General features: G+C 43.3%; 18 protein-coding genes. 17 read left to right on the top strand and 1 reads right to left on the bottom strand.

All coding sequences use genetic code 11. The features are described from left to right. Positions 1–69 precede the first annotated feature (69 nt). The 17 genes from rpsH to carA all read left to right on the top strand — a co-directional run bounded on the left by rpsH (position 70) and on the right by carA (position 11,553). The gene (gene rpsH / locus BMZ72_RS14380) at positions 70–468 is read left to right on the top strand and encodes a 30S ribosomal protein S8 (protein WP_089809384.1); all 399 of its coding nucleotides are present in this window, start codon (positions 70–72) and stop codon (positions 466–468) included. Between the two features lie 151 nt (positions 469–619). Then, positions 620–1,174 carry a 50S ribosomal protein L6 gene (gene rplF, locus BMZ72_RS14375; protein WP_089809382.1) on the top strand — a complete coding sequence of 185 codons (555 nt, stop codon included), beginning with the start codon at positions 620–622 and terminating at the stop codon, positions 1,172–1,174. A gap of 86 nt (positions 1,175–1,260) precedes the next feature. Beyond that, positions 1,261–1,614 carry a 50S ribosomal protein L18 gene (rplR, locus tag BMZ72_RS14370; RefSeq protein ID WP_012789303.1) on the top strand — a complete coding sequence of 118 codons (354 nt, stop codon included), beginning with the start codon at positions 1,261–1,263 and terminating at the stop codon, positions 1,612–1,614. Positions 1,615–1,650: 36 nt separating this feature from the next. Continuing rightward, positions 1,651–2,169: a 30S ribosomal protein S5 gene (rpsE, locus tag BMZ72_RS14365; RefSeq protein ID WP_012789304.1), complete on the top strand. Its 519-nt coding sequence runs from the start codon at positions 1,651–1,653 to the stop codon at positions 2,167–2,169. Between the two features lie 68 nt (positions 2,170–2,237). Continuing rightward, entirely contained in the window at positions 2,238–2,423 is a 186-nt protein-coding gene (gene rpmD, locus BMZ72_RS14360) for a 50S ribosomal protein L30 (protein WP_012789305.1), read from the top strand. A gap of 107 nt (positions 2,424–2,530) precedes the next feature. Beyond that, the gene (rplO, locus tag BMZ72_RS14355; RefSeq protein WP_012789306.1) at positions 2,531–2,977 is read left to right on the top strand and encodes a 50S ribosomal protein L15; all 447 of its coding nucleotides are present in this window, start codon (positions 2,531–2,533) and stop codon (positions 2,975–2,977) included. 174 nt (positions 2,978–3,151) lie between these two features. Next, positions 3,152–4,495: a preprotein translocase subunit SecY gene (gene secY, locus BMZ72_RS14350; protein WP_012789307.1), complete on the top strand. Its 1,344-nt coding sequence runs from the start codon at positions 3,152–3,154 to the stop codon at positions 4,493–4,495. Positions 4,496–4,714: 219 nt separating this feature from the next. Then, entirely contained in the window at positions 4,715–5,515 is an 801-nt protein-coding gene (map, locus tag BMZ72_RS14345) for a type I methionyl aminopeptidase (protein WP_089809380.1), read from the top strand. 114 nt (positions 5,516–5,629) lie between these two features. Next, positions 5,630–5,848: a translation initiation factor IF-1 gene (gene infA / locus BMZ72_RS14340; RefSeq protein ID WP_012789309.1), complete on the top strand. Its 219-nt coding sequence runs from the start codon at positions 5,630–5,632 to the stop codon at positions 5,846–5,848. 26 nt (positions 5,849–5,874) lie between these two features. Then, positions 5,875–5,991, top strand: a complete 117-nt coding sequence (rpmJ, locus tag BMZ72_RS14335; protein WP_012789310.1) for a 50S ribosomal protein L36 — start codon at positions 5,875–5,877, stop codon at positions 5,989–5,991. 38 nt (positions 5,992–6,029) lie between these two features. Beyond that, positions 6,030–6,410, top strand: coding sequence for a 30S ribosomal protein S13 (gene rpsM, locus BMZ72_RS14330; protein WP_012789311.1), 381 nt, complete (start codon positions 6,030–6,032; stop codon positions 6,408–6,410). Between the two features lie 92 nt (positions 6,411–6,502). After that, on the top strand, positions 6,503–6,904 hold the full coding sequence (rpsK, locus tag BMZ72_RS14325; RefSeq protein ID WP_012789312.1) for a 30S ribosomal protein S11: 402 nt from the start codon (positions 6,503–6,505) through the stop codon (positions 6,902–6,904). Between the two features lie 163 nt (positions 6,905–7,067). Beyond that, positions 7,068–7,673 carry a 30S ribosomal protein S4 gene (gene rpsD / locus BMZ72_RS14320; protein ID WP_089809379.1) on the top strand — a complete coding sequence of 202 codons (606 nt, stop codon included), beginning with the start codon at positions 7,068–7,070 and terminating at the stop codon, positions 7,671–7,673. A 126-nt stretch (positions 7,674–7,799) separates the two neighbouring features. Next, complete coding sequence (locus BMZ72_RS14315) at positions 7,800–8,795, top strand: DNA-directed RNA polymerase subunit alpha (RefSeq protein ID WP_012789314.1); 996 nt, start codon at positions 7,800–7,802, stop codon at positions 8,793–8,795. Between the two features lie 73 nt (positions 8,796–8,868). Continuing rightward, on the top strand, positions 8,869–9,345 hold the full coding sequence (gene rplQ, locus BMZ72_RS14310) for a 50S ribosomal protein L17 (protein WP_089809377.1): 477 nt from the start codon (positions 8,869–8,871) through the stop codon (positions 9,343–9,345). 175 nt (positions 9,346–9,520) lie between these two features. Then, the gene (locus tag BMZ72_RS14305) at positions 9,521–10,348 is read left to right on the top strand and encodes a hypothetical protein (protein WP_089809375.1); all 828 of its coding nucleotides are present in this window, start codon (positions 9,521–9,523) and stop codon (positions 10,346–10,348) included. A 95-nt stretch (positions 10,349–10,443) separates the two neighbouring features. Further along, positions 10,444–11,553, top strand: a complete 1,110-nt coding sequence (gene carA, locus BMZ72_RS14300; protein WP_012789317.1) for a glutamine-hydrolyzing carbamoyl-phosphate synthase small subunit — start codon at positions 10,444–10,446, stop codon at positions 11,551–11,553. Positions 11,554–12,163: 610 nt separating this feature from the next. Here the strand turns inward: carA and BMZ72_RS14295 are convergent. Continuing rightward, positions 12,164–13,390, bottom strand: a complete 1,227-nt coding sequence (locus tag BMZ72_RS14295; protein ID WP_089809372.1) for a pyridoxal phosphate-dependent aminotransferase — start codon at positions 13,388–13,390, stop codon at positions 12,164–12,166. Between the last annotated feature and the right edge of the window lie 15 nt (positions 13,391–13,405).

The following is a 13,405-nucleotide window of genomic DNA, read 5'->3' as shown; positions in this document are numbered from 1 at the left end:
GTTTTTTGATCTTCCTATCTATTACTGATTGGATATCGCATTGTAAATCGTTTTTAAATTTTAAGAACAATGGTTACTGATCCAATAGCAGACTTCCTGACAAGAGTCCGGAATGCGCAAATGGCCAACCACAGGATTGTGGAAATTCCTGCCTCTAAGCTGAAAAAACGTATCACAGAGATACTGTACGACAAAGGTTACATCCTGAAGTACAAATTCGAAGAAGATAACAAACAAGGTGTTATCAAGATAGCGCTGAAATATGATCCTCAGACTAAAGTACCTGCTATCACTGATATGCAGCGTATCAGCCGTCCTGGTTTACGCCAGTACGCGAAGCCTGGTGATTTCAAACGTGTAAAGAACGGTCTGGGTATCGCTATCGTTTCCACTTCTAAAGGTGTAATGACCGATAAAGAAGCTAAAGTACAAAATGTAGGCGGCGAGCTCGTTTGCTTCGTCTATTAATATATATGGTGCTGCACTGGTCCTGGCAAATTATCTGCTTAGTTACCGGTAACAGGCCAACCAAATGGTCCTTCTGACAATTAAGCTTTCTATACGGCGCTGAACACTGGAGGATCCGCCAATTCAAACATAACAGTAAAAAACTGCAATTATGTCTCGTATAGGTAAAAGTCCTATCAAATTAGCAAGTGGTGTAACAGCTTCTGTTTCTGCTGCTAATGAACTGACTGTAAAAGGTCCTAAAGGTGAACTGAAAAGAATCATCGACAGGGATATCACAATAGAGGTGAAAGACGGTGTTCTTACCGTAGTTCGTCCAACTGATCAGATTCGTCACCGTGCACTGCATGGTCTGTACCGTGCATTGATCAACAACATGGTGATCGGTGTAACTGATGGTTTCAAAAAACAACTGGAACTTGTCGGTGTGGGTTATAAAGCCGCTAACCAGGGCCAACTGCTGGACCTGTCTTTAGGTTACTCTCACAACATCGTGATCGAGATTCCTAAAGAACTGAAAGTAGCTACCCTGACTGAAAAGGGTTCTAACCCTAAGATCATGCTGGAAGGTATTGACAACCAGCTGCTGGGTCAGGTAGCCGCTAAAATCCGTAGCCTGCGTAAACCAGAGCCTTACAAAGGTAAAGGTGTTCGCTATAGCGATGAAGTGGTTCGTAAGAAAGCAGGTAAGTCTGCAGGTAAATAATTTTAATTAGCTAATCAGCGCGTGCCGTTGATTAGCTAATTCAACAACATTCCGGCAGTATCGGAATGATTAAAATAAAATCAGAAATGAGCACAAAAGTTAATAGGAGACAGAAGATCCGCTACCGCATCCGTAAAAAGTCTGTAGGTAGTTCACAGAAGCCGAGATTATCTGTATTTCGCAGCAATAGCGACATTTACGTGCAATTGATAGATGACGCTAACGGCGTTACTCTGGCTGCTGCTTCTTCCCGTGATAAAGATATCCAGGCACAGAAAGGTACCAAATCCGAGAAATCTAAACTCGTAGGTGCTGCTCTGGCTACTAAAGCAAAAAATCTGGGTATTACTACCTGCGTTTTTGACCGTGGTGGTTATCTGTATCATGGTCGCGTAAAAAGCGTAGCTGATGGCGCTAGAGAAGGTGGCCTTCAATTCTAAATCAAATTGATTAAATCGTAATTCGCAAATAACAAAATGGCAAAGAATACATTTAATAAAGTAAAGGCTGGTGACCTGGAGCTGAAAGAAAAGGTTGTGGCTATCAACCGTGTTACTAAAACAACTAAAGGCGGACGTACTTTCAGTTTTTCTGCCCTGGTAGTAGTAGGTAACGAGCACGGTGTAGTAGGACACGGTCTGGGTAAGGCTAAAGAGGTGCAGGAAGCTATCACTAAAGGTATCGACGATGCTAAGAAAAATCTTATCAAAGTCCCTGTAATGCATGGTACTATTCCTCACGATCAGTTAGCTAAAGAAGGTGCTGCTAAAGTATTGATCAAACCAGCTGCTCATGGTACTGGTGTGATCGCGGGAGGTTCTATGCGTGCCGTACTGGAAAGCGCAGGTATCACCGACGTTCTGGCAAAATCACTGGGTTCTGCTAACCCTCATAACGTGGTAAAAGCTACATTCAAAGCACTGGGTCTCCTGCGTGAGCCGGTTCAGATAGCTAAAACCAGAAGCGTATCACTGAAGAAAGTATTTAACGGATAATAACACTATCCAGTTAACGGGGTGGAAGATCCTTTCCCGGCAATTGTAAAGTGCTAATTCAAATAACAATGGCAAAGATCAAGATCACCCAGGTAAAAAGTGGTATAGACCGTCCTGAACGTCAGAAGCTGACCCTGAAGGCGCTGGGACTGAAAAAACTGAACGCCACTGTAGAAGTGGAAGCTACCCCCCAGATCCTGGGTATGGTACGTAAGGTAAATCATCTGGTAAAAGTTGAAGGAGAGCAGGCTTAATAATTTTATTAGCCGGAAAATTATCCTACATTTATATCGGATACTTACGAAATAATAATTACATTTAAAGCGAGCGGTTAATTTCCGCGTAAGTAAAACAATTAATAATGAATCTGCATACGTTACAACCTGCACAGGGTTCCGTACATAAAGAGAAGCGCCTTGGTCGTGGTGAAGCATCCGGTAAAGGTGGTACTTCCACAAAAGGTAATAAAGGTGGTCAGTCACGTGCTGGTTATCAGAGCAAAAGAGGTCACGAAGGTGGTCAGATGCCAATTCAGCGTCGTATGCCAAAACGTGGTTTCAAGAGCTTAAATCCAACTGAATATCAGGTGTTCAACATCGGTCAGATCGACCACCTGGTTGAAAAATATGGTCTCCAGGATTTCTCTCTGGAAAACCTGTACATTAACGGGTTGATCAACAGGACCGCGAAAGTGAAGATCCTGGGTCAGGGAGAACTGAAGGCTAAAGTAACCGCAAAAGTGAATGCGATCAGCGAAAAAGCCAAGCAGCTGATAGAAGCAGCGGGTGGAACGGTAGAGCTGGTATAAAGATTTCACGACTGAGGAGACGCCTACGCAGTAGTGCGTCTTTTCACATTTTATCAAGCCAGAGAAAACAACACAAATCCCGGCCGGAGTTACTGGATAGCAGCTAATGCCTGTTCGGAATTTGGTCCCGCCTCAAACGGGATGAAATTTTGAATATTAAACATTCATCTTCCTGTGAAGAAATTTATCGAAACGATTAAGAATATCTGGAGCATCGAGGATTTGCGTAGCCGCATTCTCACTACATTGCTTCTTGTCCTCATCTATCGTGTAGGATCCTATATCGCGTTACCCGGTATTGATGCCAACAGTTTGGGTATGGGAGAGTTTGCCAACAAGTCTGAAAAAGGTATCCTTGGACTATTCAACATGTTCGCAGGTGGTTCCTTCTCCAGGGCTTCCATTTTTGCTCTCGGCATTATGCCCTATATCTCTGCATCCATAGCCATACAACTGCTTACAATTGCCGTGCCTTATTTCCAGAAATTACAGAAAGAAGGTGAAAGCGGTAGAAAAAAGATTAATCAGTATACCCGTATACTGACAGTGATTGTGACTGGTCTGCAGGCAAGTGCATATGTTGCCTTCCTCAGACAGCAGTCTGCAGGTTCAATAATCCCGGAATATGGTGCAGCTTTCTTCTGGCTGACAACCACCGTAGTACTTACAGCAGGTACCCTGTTTGTAATGTGGCTGGGTGAGAAAATCACAGACAAAGGTATTGGTAACGGTACTTCTATCATAATCATGGTCGGCATCCTTGCCCGTCTCCCTCAGGCGATCATTCAGGAGTTCTCCTCCAGAAACGCTCAGAGTAATGGTGGTGCGATGCTGTTCCTGATAGAGCTGGCTGTATTCGTACTGATCACTATCGGTCTGATCCTGCTGGTACAGGGTACCCGTAAGATCCCGGTAAACTATGCAAAACGTATTGTTGGTAACAAACAGTTCGGCGGTGTACGTCAGTTCATTCCACTGAAAGTAAACGCTGCTGGTGTTATGCCGATCATCTTTGCACAGGCGATCATGTTTATTCCGGCTACAGCTATCGGTTTCGCAACTGACAGCAACTCTGGCTTCATTCGTATCTTCAGTGACCATACAAATGGCTGGTACAATCTGATTTATGCTGTACTGGTAATTGTATTCACTTATTTCTATACTGCCCTGATATTTAATCCGACCCAGATGGCGGATGAAATGAAACGTAACAACGGTTTCGTACCTGGTGTTAAACCTGGTCAGGCTACCGCTGATTACATCGGCGCTGTAATGGACCGTATCACCCTCCCAGGTGCATTCTTCCTGGCAATGGTTGGTATCCTTCCAGGTGTTGCAGCAGCTGTGAATATCAACAGTAACTTTGCTACCTTCTTCGGAGGTACTTCCCTGCTGATCATGGTGGGCGTTATCCTGGATACGCTCCAGCAAATAGAAAGCCAGCTGCTGATGCGCCATTACGATGGTCTCATGAGCACCGGCCGGATTAAAGGAAGAACAGCTCCGGCTAACGTCTGATTAATCCGGGCTACCCTGGCCTAAAAGCCACAGCAGCATAAGACCAACAGTGAGTTTACTCCGCTGCGGGTTTTATGCTTGCGTGGCTTCATCTTTTAAGTAAAGAGCTTTGAGAATTAAAGGCAAGTGCAGGCCCCGTCTTTTATGTGGTTACGATCATTATTGACACGATGTGCAACCGCACTTTCGAAACTGAACTTTCCGAACCCGTTTTTTAGTATGGTGCATTATAAAACTAAGGAAGAAATTGAGCTGATGCGCAAAAGCGCATTACTTGTGAGCGCTACACTGGAAGAAGTAGCTAAGCATCTGAAACCGGGTATGTCTACCCTTGAGATCGATGCGATCGTGGAGAATTTCATCGTTGCTAACGGCGCCGTTCCTTCATTCAAAAACTACAAGGGATTTCCCAAGAGCTGCTGTATCTCTGTCAACGCAGAAGTGGTACACGGTATCCCGAATTCCTACGTATTGCAGGACGGTGATATTGTCAGCGTTGATGTTGGGGTATTACTGAACGGATATCACGGCGATAGTGCCTATACTTTCGCTATTGGTAATGTAAAGCCGGAAGTGCTGGAACTGATGAAGGCAACCAAGACAGCATTGTATAAAGGTATCGAGAAAGCTGTGGCTGGTAACCGTATTGGAGACATCGCCCACGCTATTCAGGATTATACCGAAAAACAGCGCGGTTACGGCGTTGTTCGCGAGCTGGTGGGACATGGACTTGGTAAGAACCTCCACGAGGATCCTCAGGTCCCTAACTACGGTAAACGCGGCAGCGGTCCTATCATGAAGGAAGGTCTGGTGATAGCAATTGAACCAATGATCAACCTGGGTGTAAAGGAAGTGGAATATATGGAAGATGGCTGGACCGTAATCACACGGGACGAAAAGCCTTCCGTTCATTTTGAACACAACGTGGCCGTAATGAAAGGCAAACCGGACATACTTTCTTCATTTGAAGGTATTGAAAGGGCAGAAAAGAACAACCCTGCTCTCAGCTCAAGCTACTGATTATCAATGAGTAATCGTGAATAGAAAAAATTATCCACAATAATTGTTCGCGTTTAATTCATTAATTTTTCTTTTTCTTAAGATTTCACTATCTTTGCAGTCCTAAAAATTTTTATGGCAAAACAGGCACTCATTAAACAGGATGGAATAATACTAGAAGCCTTGTCTAACGCTATGTTCAGAGTTAAGTTAGAGAACGGGCATGAGATTTTGGCGACCATTTCCGGTAAGATGAGAATGCACTATATCCGCATCCTGCCTGGTGACAAAGTTGGGGTTGAGATGAGTCCATACGATTTGAGCAGAGGCAGAATCATATTCAGATATAAATAAACATACAGACTTATAATTTATAACTTATGAGGGTAAGAGCTTCCATAAAAAAAAGAAGTGCAGATTGTAAGATCGTGCGCAGGAAGGGTAAATTGTTGGTGATCAACAAAAAGAATCCCCGTTTTAAGCAACGTCAGGGATAATCTATTTAATAAGTAACAAAGTAAATTAAACTACAAATATGGCACGTATAGCCGGTATCGATCTTCCTAAAAATAAAAGAGGAGAAATTGGCCTGACCTACATCTTTGGTATTGGTCGTTCTACCGCTCAATATATTCTGGAGAAATCTGGTATAGACTTCAACAAGAAAGTTAAAGACTGGAACGATGATGAGCAGGCTGCAATCCGTAACGTTATCAACGGTGAGTTTAAAGTAGAAGGTCAGCTGCGTTCTGAAGTGCAGATGAACATTAAACGTCTGCTGGATATAGCTTGTTATCGTGGTCTTCGTCACAGAAAAGGCTTACCACTCAGAGGTCAGCGTACCCGTACCAACAGCCGTACCCGTAAAGGTAAACGTAAAACGGTTGCAGGTAAGAAGAAAGCGCCTAAGAAATAAACTTGATAATACAAATAACAAGTTCCGGTTTCCAGTAGTCGTATATATGGCAAGAGGAATCTGGAACCTGGAACCTGGAATTTTATATAATTATGGCAAAAGCACAAAATACAAAAACTGCTGCTAACAAAAAGAGAGTAGTTAAAGTTGATAACTACGGTGATGTTCACATCTCTGCTAGCTTCAACAACATCATCATCAGCATTACCAACAAACAGGGTCAGGTTATTTCCTGGTCTACTGCAGGTAAGATGGGCTTCAAAGGTTCTAAAAAGAACACTCCATATGCAGCTCAGCTGGCTGCTTCTGACGCTGCTAAAACAGCAATGGAAGCAGGTCTGAAAAGAGCTGATGTTTTTGTAAAAGGCCCAGGTGCTGGTCGTGAAAGCGCAATCCGTGCGATCGCTAACTCCGGTATCGAGGTTAACATGATCAAAGACGTAACTCCTTTACCTCACAACGGTTGCCGTCCTCCTAAAAAGAGAAGGGTATAGGATTCAAAATATTCTGTGGTATTTCGAAAGTGGAAGGACTGGAGTATTTTCGGTCTGCTGCTTTCGAATTTCCGCTTGAGAGTTTTATTAAATAATGGGTATATGATCAGGTTTAAGATTTTTTAAAGATCATATACCGGAACTAAAAAATCTATTAAAGAAAATGGCAAGGTATACAGGACCAAAGACCAAGATCTCCAGAATCTTTGGAGAACCGATTTTAGGAAACGGTAAATATTTAGGCAAGAACAGTAACCCTCCGGGTCAGCACGGTGTAAGCCGTAAACGTAAACAGCTGGGTGAATACGCACTGCAGCTGCGTGAAAAACAGAAAGCGAAATACACTTATGGTGTACTGGAGCGCCAGTTCGCTAACCTGTTCGTTGAAGCTAACCGTCGTAAAGGTGTTACCGGTGAAGTATTGATCAAATTGCTGGAAGCACGTCTGGATAACGCAGTATTCCGTCTCGGTATCGCTCCTTCCCGTCCTGCTGCACGTCAGCTGGTTTCTCACAAACATATCACTGTTAACGGCCAGGTAATGAACGTTCCTTCTTACCAGCTGAAACCAGGCGATATCATCGGTCTGAAGCCGTCTGCAGCAAGCAACACTGCTATTACAAGCAATATCCGCGGTAAAAATCCTAAATTCAGCTGGCTGGATTGGAATGAAAAAGAACAAAAGGGTACTTTCATTGCATATCCTGAGAGAGAGAGCGTTCCTGAGAACATTAAGGAGCAGCTGATAGTAGAATTGTACTCTAAATAATAATATGTCTTTAGCCGTTAAGCATGGGTCATTAGTTACCAGCGTATTTAATGTACGTAGGTTACTAAGGGCTGCATGTTAATGGCTAAAGCCAGTTTTACATAAACAATTAAACTTAACATATCAATGGCAATTCTGAATTTCCAAAAGCCTGATAAGATCGTTTTGCAGAAGTCAACTGACTTTGAAGCTCAATTCGAATTCCGGCCGTTAGAACCGGGTTACGGTGTGACTGTGGGTAATGCGCTGCGTCGTGTGCTCCTGTCATCTCTGGAGGGTTATGCCATTGTGGGAATAAAGATTGAAGGTGCTGATCACGAGTTTGCAACTTTAAAAGGAATCACTGAAGACGTAACTGAAATCATCCTGAATCTGAAACAGGTACGTTTCAAACGCATCGTTGAGAACGAAGTTAACAACGAGAAAATTCAGATCTCTATTAAAGGTAAAACTGAGTTCCGCGCTGACATGATCGAAAAAGCAACCAGTGCTTTCCAGATCATGAATCCTGAATTGCTTATCTGTACGCTGGATCCATCTGCAAAGCTGGATATCGAATTGACTATCGGTAAAGGCCGTGGTTATGTGCCAGCTGAAGAGAATAAACCTAAAGATGCCGTTTTCGGTTATATCGCGATCGACTCTATCTTTACGCCAATCAAAAACGTAAAGTATAGCATCGAGAACACCCGTGTGGAACAAAAGACTGACTATGAGAAACTGATCATGGAAGTGATCACTGATGGTACAATCCACCCGGAAGAAGCTGTAAAACAAGCCTCCCGTATACTGATTCAGCACCTGATGATCATCACTGATGAAAACATCAGCTTCGATACTAAAGACACTGAGAAAGAAGATGTAGTTGACGAACAGACACTGCAGCTGCGTAAGATCCTGAAGACTCCACTGGAAGATCTGGATCTGAGCGTTCGTGCATTCAACTGTCTGAAAGCAGCTAAGATCAACTCCCTGAGCGAACTGGTACAGTACGAACAGGAAGAACTGATGAAGTTCAGAAACTTCGGTCAGAAATCCCTCAGCGAAATCGAGCAGGTACTGAACGAAAGAGGTTTACATTTCGGTATGGACCTGTCCAAACTGAAATTAGACGAAGAATAGTCGAAATCAATTAGAACATAAGTACCCTGTAATTCCTGACACGGTATAGGGGAATCTTTAAAAACAAAGCGTCATGCGTCACGGAGTAAAATTAAACCGCCTCAGCAGAACTTCTGCTCACCGTCAAGCCCTGTTATCTAACCTGGCTATGGAACTGATTAAGCACAAACGTATCACTACCACCCTGGCGAAAGCTAAGGCGCTGCGTGTGTACGTTGAGCCACTGCTGACAAGAGCAAAGAACGACTCTACCCACAACCGTAGAATTGTGTTCAGCTACCTGCAGGATAAAGAGGCAATCAAAGAACTGTTCGGTGCTATCAGCGAGAAAATCGCTAACCGTCCAGGTGGTTACACTCGTATCATTAAATTAGGCAAACGTGTTGGTGACAACGCGGAAACTGCGCTGATTGAACTGGTAGACTTTAACGAAATCTATGGTGGTAAAGTTGCAACTGAAGCAGCTCCAGCTAAGAAAACACGTCGTGCCGGTGGTAGCAAGAAAAAAGCTGAAGAAGGTACTTCAACTGAAGAAAAAGCAGCTGAATAGTCATTTAGCATTCGCTTCAATTCATAAAGAAAGTCCCGGAGTTTACTCCGGGATTTTTTTTTGCCTGCTATCCCTCCATCTGTAAACGCGTATACAGATTAATTATATTTTTTTGTAATATCGTGGCTGGAAATGAAAACCACGGGAAGATCCGTTTAAAACTACTCTATATCTTATGACTTACCTGAAATGTAAAAGTTGCGGGCACTACAATGAATTGAAATCAGAGTTTCTCACCTTTTGCGCTGAATGTGGCAAAAAATTATCCGCTAACTATGCCGACTGGAAATTAAAAAATCCCGAAGGCACCTTTGAACAGTTCCAACAGGAAACCGGCATAAAGCCTAAAAAAGAAAGAACCAACCATCTGGGCTTATTACAGCAACGTTACCTGGCCTGGGTCGGCAGACGCGGCGTTATTATCACTATTATACTTGTTATCGGACTGGCAGCTGTAGCTGGCGGATATATCGGCAAAAAGGTCGTATTTAACCTGATCTATCCGAAGATCAATAAAGCCTGGTTATATTCTTCCTGGGAAACCGCCAAAATAGGTCGTCAGACCATTGAGATCAGTACACCCATGCACCTGGGGGTAAATGATAAGCCGCTTGCACCTGAAATAGCCCAGTTCGTGGAATATGCCAAGAGCTACCGGAACAGGGTAGAAGAGGGGATGCAGGTGGAAGTGAACATGTATAGCTATCGTGCAAACGTATCCAACGATCTGGAGGTAGCCGGAGCAGCAGCCGCTACAGAAATGAAAAAGAACCAGGAAATCTCTGACCTCCAGTATAAGACCGATACCCTGACACAAAATGGCATGTCAGCCCTTTTGCAGGAAGGAAGTTTCATCTATAAGAATGGTATCCGTCTTGCTTTTTCTAACCTGTTGATGGTGAATGGACAGCATCGCTGGGAGGTTGTAATCAGGTACCGCGAGGACGATACTGTAGCGCTGGCAACGGCACATCGTATTATAAAATCGATTGATGTCAAATAATTGAGTGGAAAGATTAACAATTAATGGGCGGAATTCTTATTTGTTAACCATTTATTCAATAACTTTGCACGATTTTTTAAAACGAAAAAATAAGCATGCCTCAGACTAGATCGATCCAGCCGGCCGTACTGTTATTAGATGACGGAACGGTATTTTACGGAAAAGCTTTTGGTAAAATAGGCACCGCCGCCGGTGAATTGTGTTTTAACACTGGAATGACAGGATACCAGGAAGTATTTACGGATCCTTCATACAAAGGCCAGGTACTGATCATGAATAATTGTTACGTTGGTAACTATGGCGTTAAAAAGGACGACGTAGAAAGTGACGATGTAAAGATCAGTGGATTGATATGTAAAAATATCGCTTACAACTATTCCCGCCAGATGGCTGACGGTTCTCTGGAGAAATTCCTGTCAGATAATAACCTGGTTGCAATCCATGATGTGGATACCAGAGCGCTGGTTGCTCATATCCGTAGCAAAGGTGCAATGAACTGTATTATCTCTTCTGAGATCCTGGATGTAGAACAACTGAAAACGAAGTTACAGCAGGTACCTTCTATGGAAGGTTTGGCGCTGTGTGCAGAAGTATCTACCAAAGAAGCTTATAATGTAGGTAATCCGGATGCTGAAATCCGTATTGCCGTACTGGATAATGGTGTAAAGCGTAACATGCTGAAATGCCTCTCAGAAAAAGGTGCTTATCTGCAGGTCTTCCCTACAGACACACCATTTGAAGAGTGTGAGAAATTTAAACCAAACGCTTATTTCATCTCTAACGGACCTGGTGACCCGGCTCCTTTGAAATATGCGGTTGACACAGTTAAAAAGATCCTGAACGCAAATAAACCAATGTTCGGTATCTGCCTCGGTCATCAGCTGTTGGCCCTGGCAAATGATATCCCGACATACAAAATGCACCATGGTCACCGTGGTCTGAACCACCCGGTAAAGAACCTGGCAACCGGCCGTTGCGAGATCACCACTCAGAACCACGGTTTTGCGGTAGATCCTAAGGCGATTGCTGCCAGCGAAACAGTGGAAGTAACACACGTGAACCTGAACGATTCTTCTATCGAGGGTATCCGTATCAAGAATAAACCGGCATTCTCCGTACAGTACCATCCGGAATCAACTCCTGGTCCTCATGATAGCCGTTATTTATTCGACGACTTCTTTAACATGATCAAGGCGAACATGTAAATCTGCTGAAGATAAAAATAAAAGAGGCGGTCCTGATTACAGGCCGCCTCTTTTTATTTGTCTATAATGTATCGATAGGTGTGTTCGGTATAAGGGAGGTTTTCTATAAAAGACTGATTATCAATTATCTTGTTCGGTATAGGGCAAAAAAATACGGCTCCGTGATCGGAGCCGTTTGCCTTTATAAATTCCACGTTATGAAAAACTGATACAAAAATACGGTATTTTGCTAAAACGTTTTAGTTTCTATCTAACTTTTTTACAGAAATCTGATAAATCATACTTCCGTGTTATTAATTCTGCTTTTTCAGAATTATAGATCGAAGTTCCACAATCTAAAACGCTTATCGAAATTCTTAAGGTTAAATTTATGCTAAACAAGTATTCTACTATTCTTACACCTCTTCGCTGTCTCACCTGTTTGCTTGCCTTTCGCACTTCAAATATACAAAGAAAATTGAAGTAAAAAACATTTTATACAATAAAAAATGCTTTTGGTTAGAAAAGATCGCACATAGATTTTTTATTAATATAAAAAAAGAGCCGTTTAGGCCCTTTTTTTATCGAAAACGGAAAATATCTATTATATAGAATTTAAATTAATGTGTTTTTATTGCTGACCGGCAAGTGTTGCCTCCTTCACAGCAGTACGACCTGGATAGATTTCCAATGCCCTGGCCAGACAGATCATCGCTTTTTTGATGTCTTCTGTGTTAAGCACATAAGCAAGGCGCACCTCGTTTGTACCCAGCCCCTGGGTTGCATAGAAGCCTGTAGCAGGGGAGAGCATTACTGTCTGCTGCTCATAAGAGAAAGATTCCAGCAACCATTGGCAGAATTTGTCTGAATTATCAATTGGCAGTCTGGCGATCGCATAAAATGCTCCTCCCGGATTCGGACAGAAAACACCAGGGATATCATTCAGCATGCTAACCAGTACATCACGACGGCTCAGGTATTCTGCCTTAATTTCATCAAAATAGTTCAATGGGAGGTCAATGGCAGCTTCTCCGGCTATCTGGGCAAAGGAAGGAGGACTCAGACGTGCCTGGGCAAATTTCATTACCGCATCCAGTACAGTCTGGTTTTTGGTCACCAGTGCACCGATTCTGCCTCCGCAGGCGCTGTAACGCTTGGAGATGGTATCCATCAGGATCACATTTTCTTCCAGGCCTTCCAGGTTCATAGCAGAGAAATGTTCACCGGTGTAGCAAAACTCACGGTATGCCTCATCGGAGAACAGGTAAAGATTATGACGAAGACACAGGTCCTTTAATACGGACAGTTCTTCTTTACTATATAGATAACCGGTTGGGTTGTTTGGATTGCAGATCATGATCGCTTTGGTGCGCGGAGTGATCGCCTTCTCAAATGCCTCCATAGCCGGCAGGGCAAAGCCAGTTTCGATGTTTGCAGTAATGGTGCGTACGTGTATGCCTGCCTCGATCGCAAAACCATTATAATTAGCGTAGAAAGGCTCAGGTACCAGTACTTCATCTCCTGCATCCAGGCAGGCCATAAAGGCGAACAGGATCGCCTCAGAACCTCCTGTAGTAACGATGATCTGCTGGTGATTCAGCTTGATACCGAATCTCTCATAATAAGTCACGAGTTTGCGGCGGTAGCTTTCGTTACCCGCACTGTGACTGTATTCAAGTACTTTAAAGTCTGAATGGCGTACTGCATCCAGTACTGGTTTTGGTGTTTCAATATCCGGCTGACCGATATTGAGGTGATAAACCCTGGTTCCGTTTTTCTTGGCTGCTTCTGCATAGGGAACCAGCTTCCTGATAGGAGAAGGTGGCATTTGCTCCCCTCTCTTACTAATGGTAGGCATAAATTGTTTTGATTT

Origin of the sequence: Chitinophaga sp. YR627 (assembly GCF_900114995.1) — a bacterium.
GTDB lineage: Bacteria > Bacteroidota > Bacteroidia > Chitinophagales > Chitinophagaceae > Chitinophaga.
The sequence above is the reverse complement of the archived record's forward strand: the minus strand, read 5'-3'. Positions and strand labels throughout refer to the sequence as shown.

What these genes read in the sequence shown, in the direction of transcription:
- BMZ72_RS14315 (WP_012789314.1), top strand. Translation starts at nt 7,800, where the DNA reads ATGGCAATTCTGAATTTCCAAAAGCCTGATAAGATCGTTTTGCAGAAG.
- rpsD (WP_089809379.1), top strand. Translation starts at nt 7,068, where the DNA reads ATGGCAAGGTATACAGGACCAAAGACCAAGATCTCCAGAATCTTTGGA.
- rpsH (WP_089809384.1), top strand. Translation starts at nt 70, where the DNA reads ATGGTTACTGATCCAATAGCAGACTTCCTGACAAGAGTCCGGAATGCG.
- rplR (WP_012789303.1), top strand. Translation starts at nt 1,261, where the DNA reads ATGAGCACAAAAGTTAATAGGAGACAGAAGATCCGCTACCGCATCCGT.
- rplQ (WP_089809377.1), top strand. Translation starts at nt 8,869, where the DNA reads ATGCGTCACGGAGTAAAATTAAACCGCCTCAGCAGAACTTCTGCTCAC.
- infA (WP_012789309.1), top strand. Translation starts at nt 5,630, where the DNA reads ATGGCAAAACAGGCACTCATTAAACAGGATGGAATAATACTAGAAGCC.
- rpmD (WP_012789305.1), top strand. Translation starts at nt 2,238, where the DNA reads ATGGCAAAGATCAAGATCACCCAGGTAAAAAGTGGTATAGACCGTCCT.
- rpmJ (WP_012789310.1), top strand. Translation starts at nt 5,875, where the DNA reads ATGAGGGTAAGAGCTTCCATAAAAAAAAGAAGTGCAGATTGTAAGATC.
- rpsK (WP_012789312.1), top strand. Translation starts at nt 6,503, where the DNA reads ATGGCAAAAGCACAAAATACAAAAACTGCTGCTAACAAAAAGAGAGTA.
- map (WP_089809380.1), top strand. Translation starts at nt 4,715, where the DNA reads ATGGTGCATTATAAAACTAAGGAAGAAATTGAGCTGATGCGCAAAAGC.
- BMZ72_RS14295 (WP_089809372.1), bottom strand. Translation starts at nt 13,390, where the DNA reads ATGCCTACCATTAGTAAGAGAGGGGAGCAAATGCCACCTTCTCCTATC.
- carA (WP_012789317.1), top strand. Translation starts at nt 10,444, where the DNA reads ATGCCTCAGACTAGATCGATCCAGCCGGCCGTACTGTTATTAGATGAC.
- rpsE (WP_012789304.1), top strand. Translation starts at nt 1,651, where the DNA reads ATGGCAAAGAATACATTTAATAAAGTAAAGGCTGGTGACCTGGAGCTG.
- rplO (WP_012789306.1), top strand. Translation starts at nt 2,531, where the DNA reads ATGAATCTGCATACGTTACAACCTGCACAGGGTTCCGTACATAAAGAG.
- BMZ72_RS14305 (WP_089809375.1), top strand. Translation starts at nt 9,521, where the DNA reads ATGACTTACCTGAAATGTAAAAGTTGCGGGCACTACAATGAATTGAAA.
- rplF (WP_089809382.1), top strand. Translation starts at nt 620, where the DNA reads ATGTCTCGTATAGGTAAAAGTCCTATCAAATTAGCAAGTGGTGTAACA.
- rpsM (WP_012789311.1), top strand. Translation starts at nt 6,030, where the DNA reads ATGGCACGTATAGCCGGTATCGATCTTCCTAAAAATAAAAGAGGAGAA.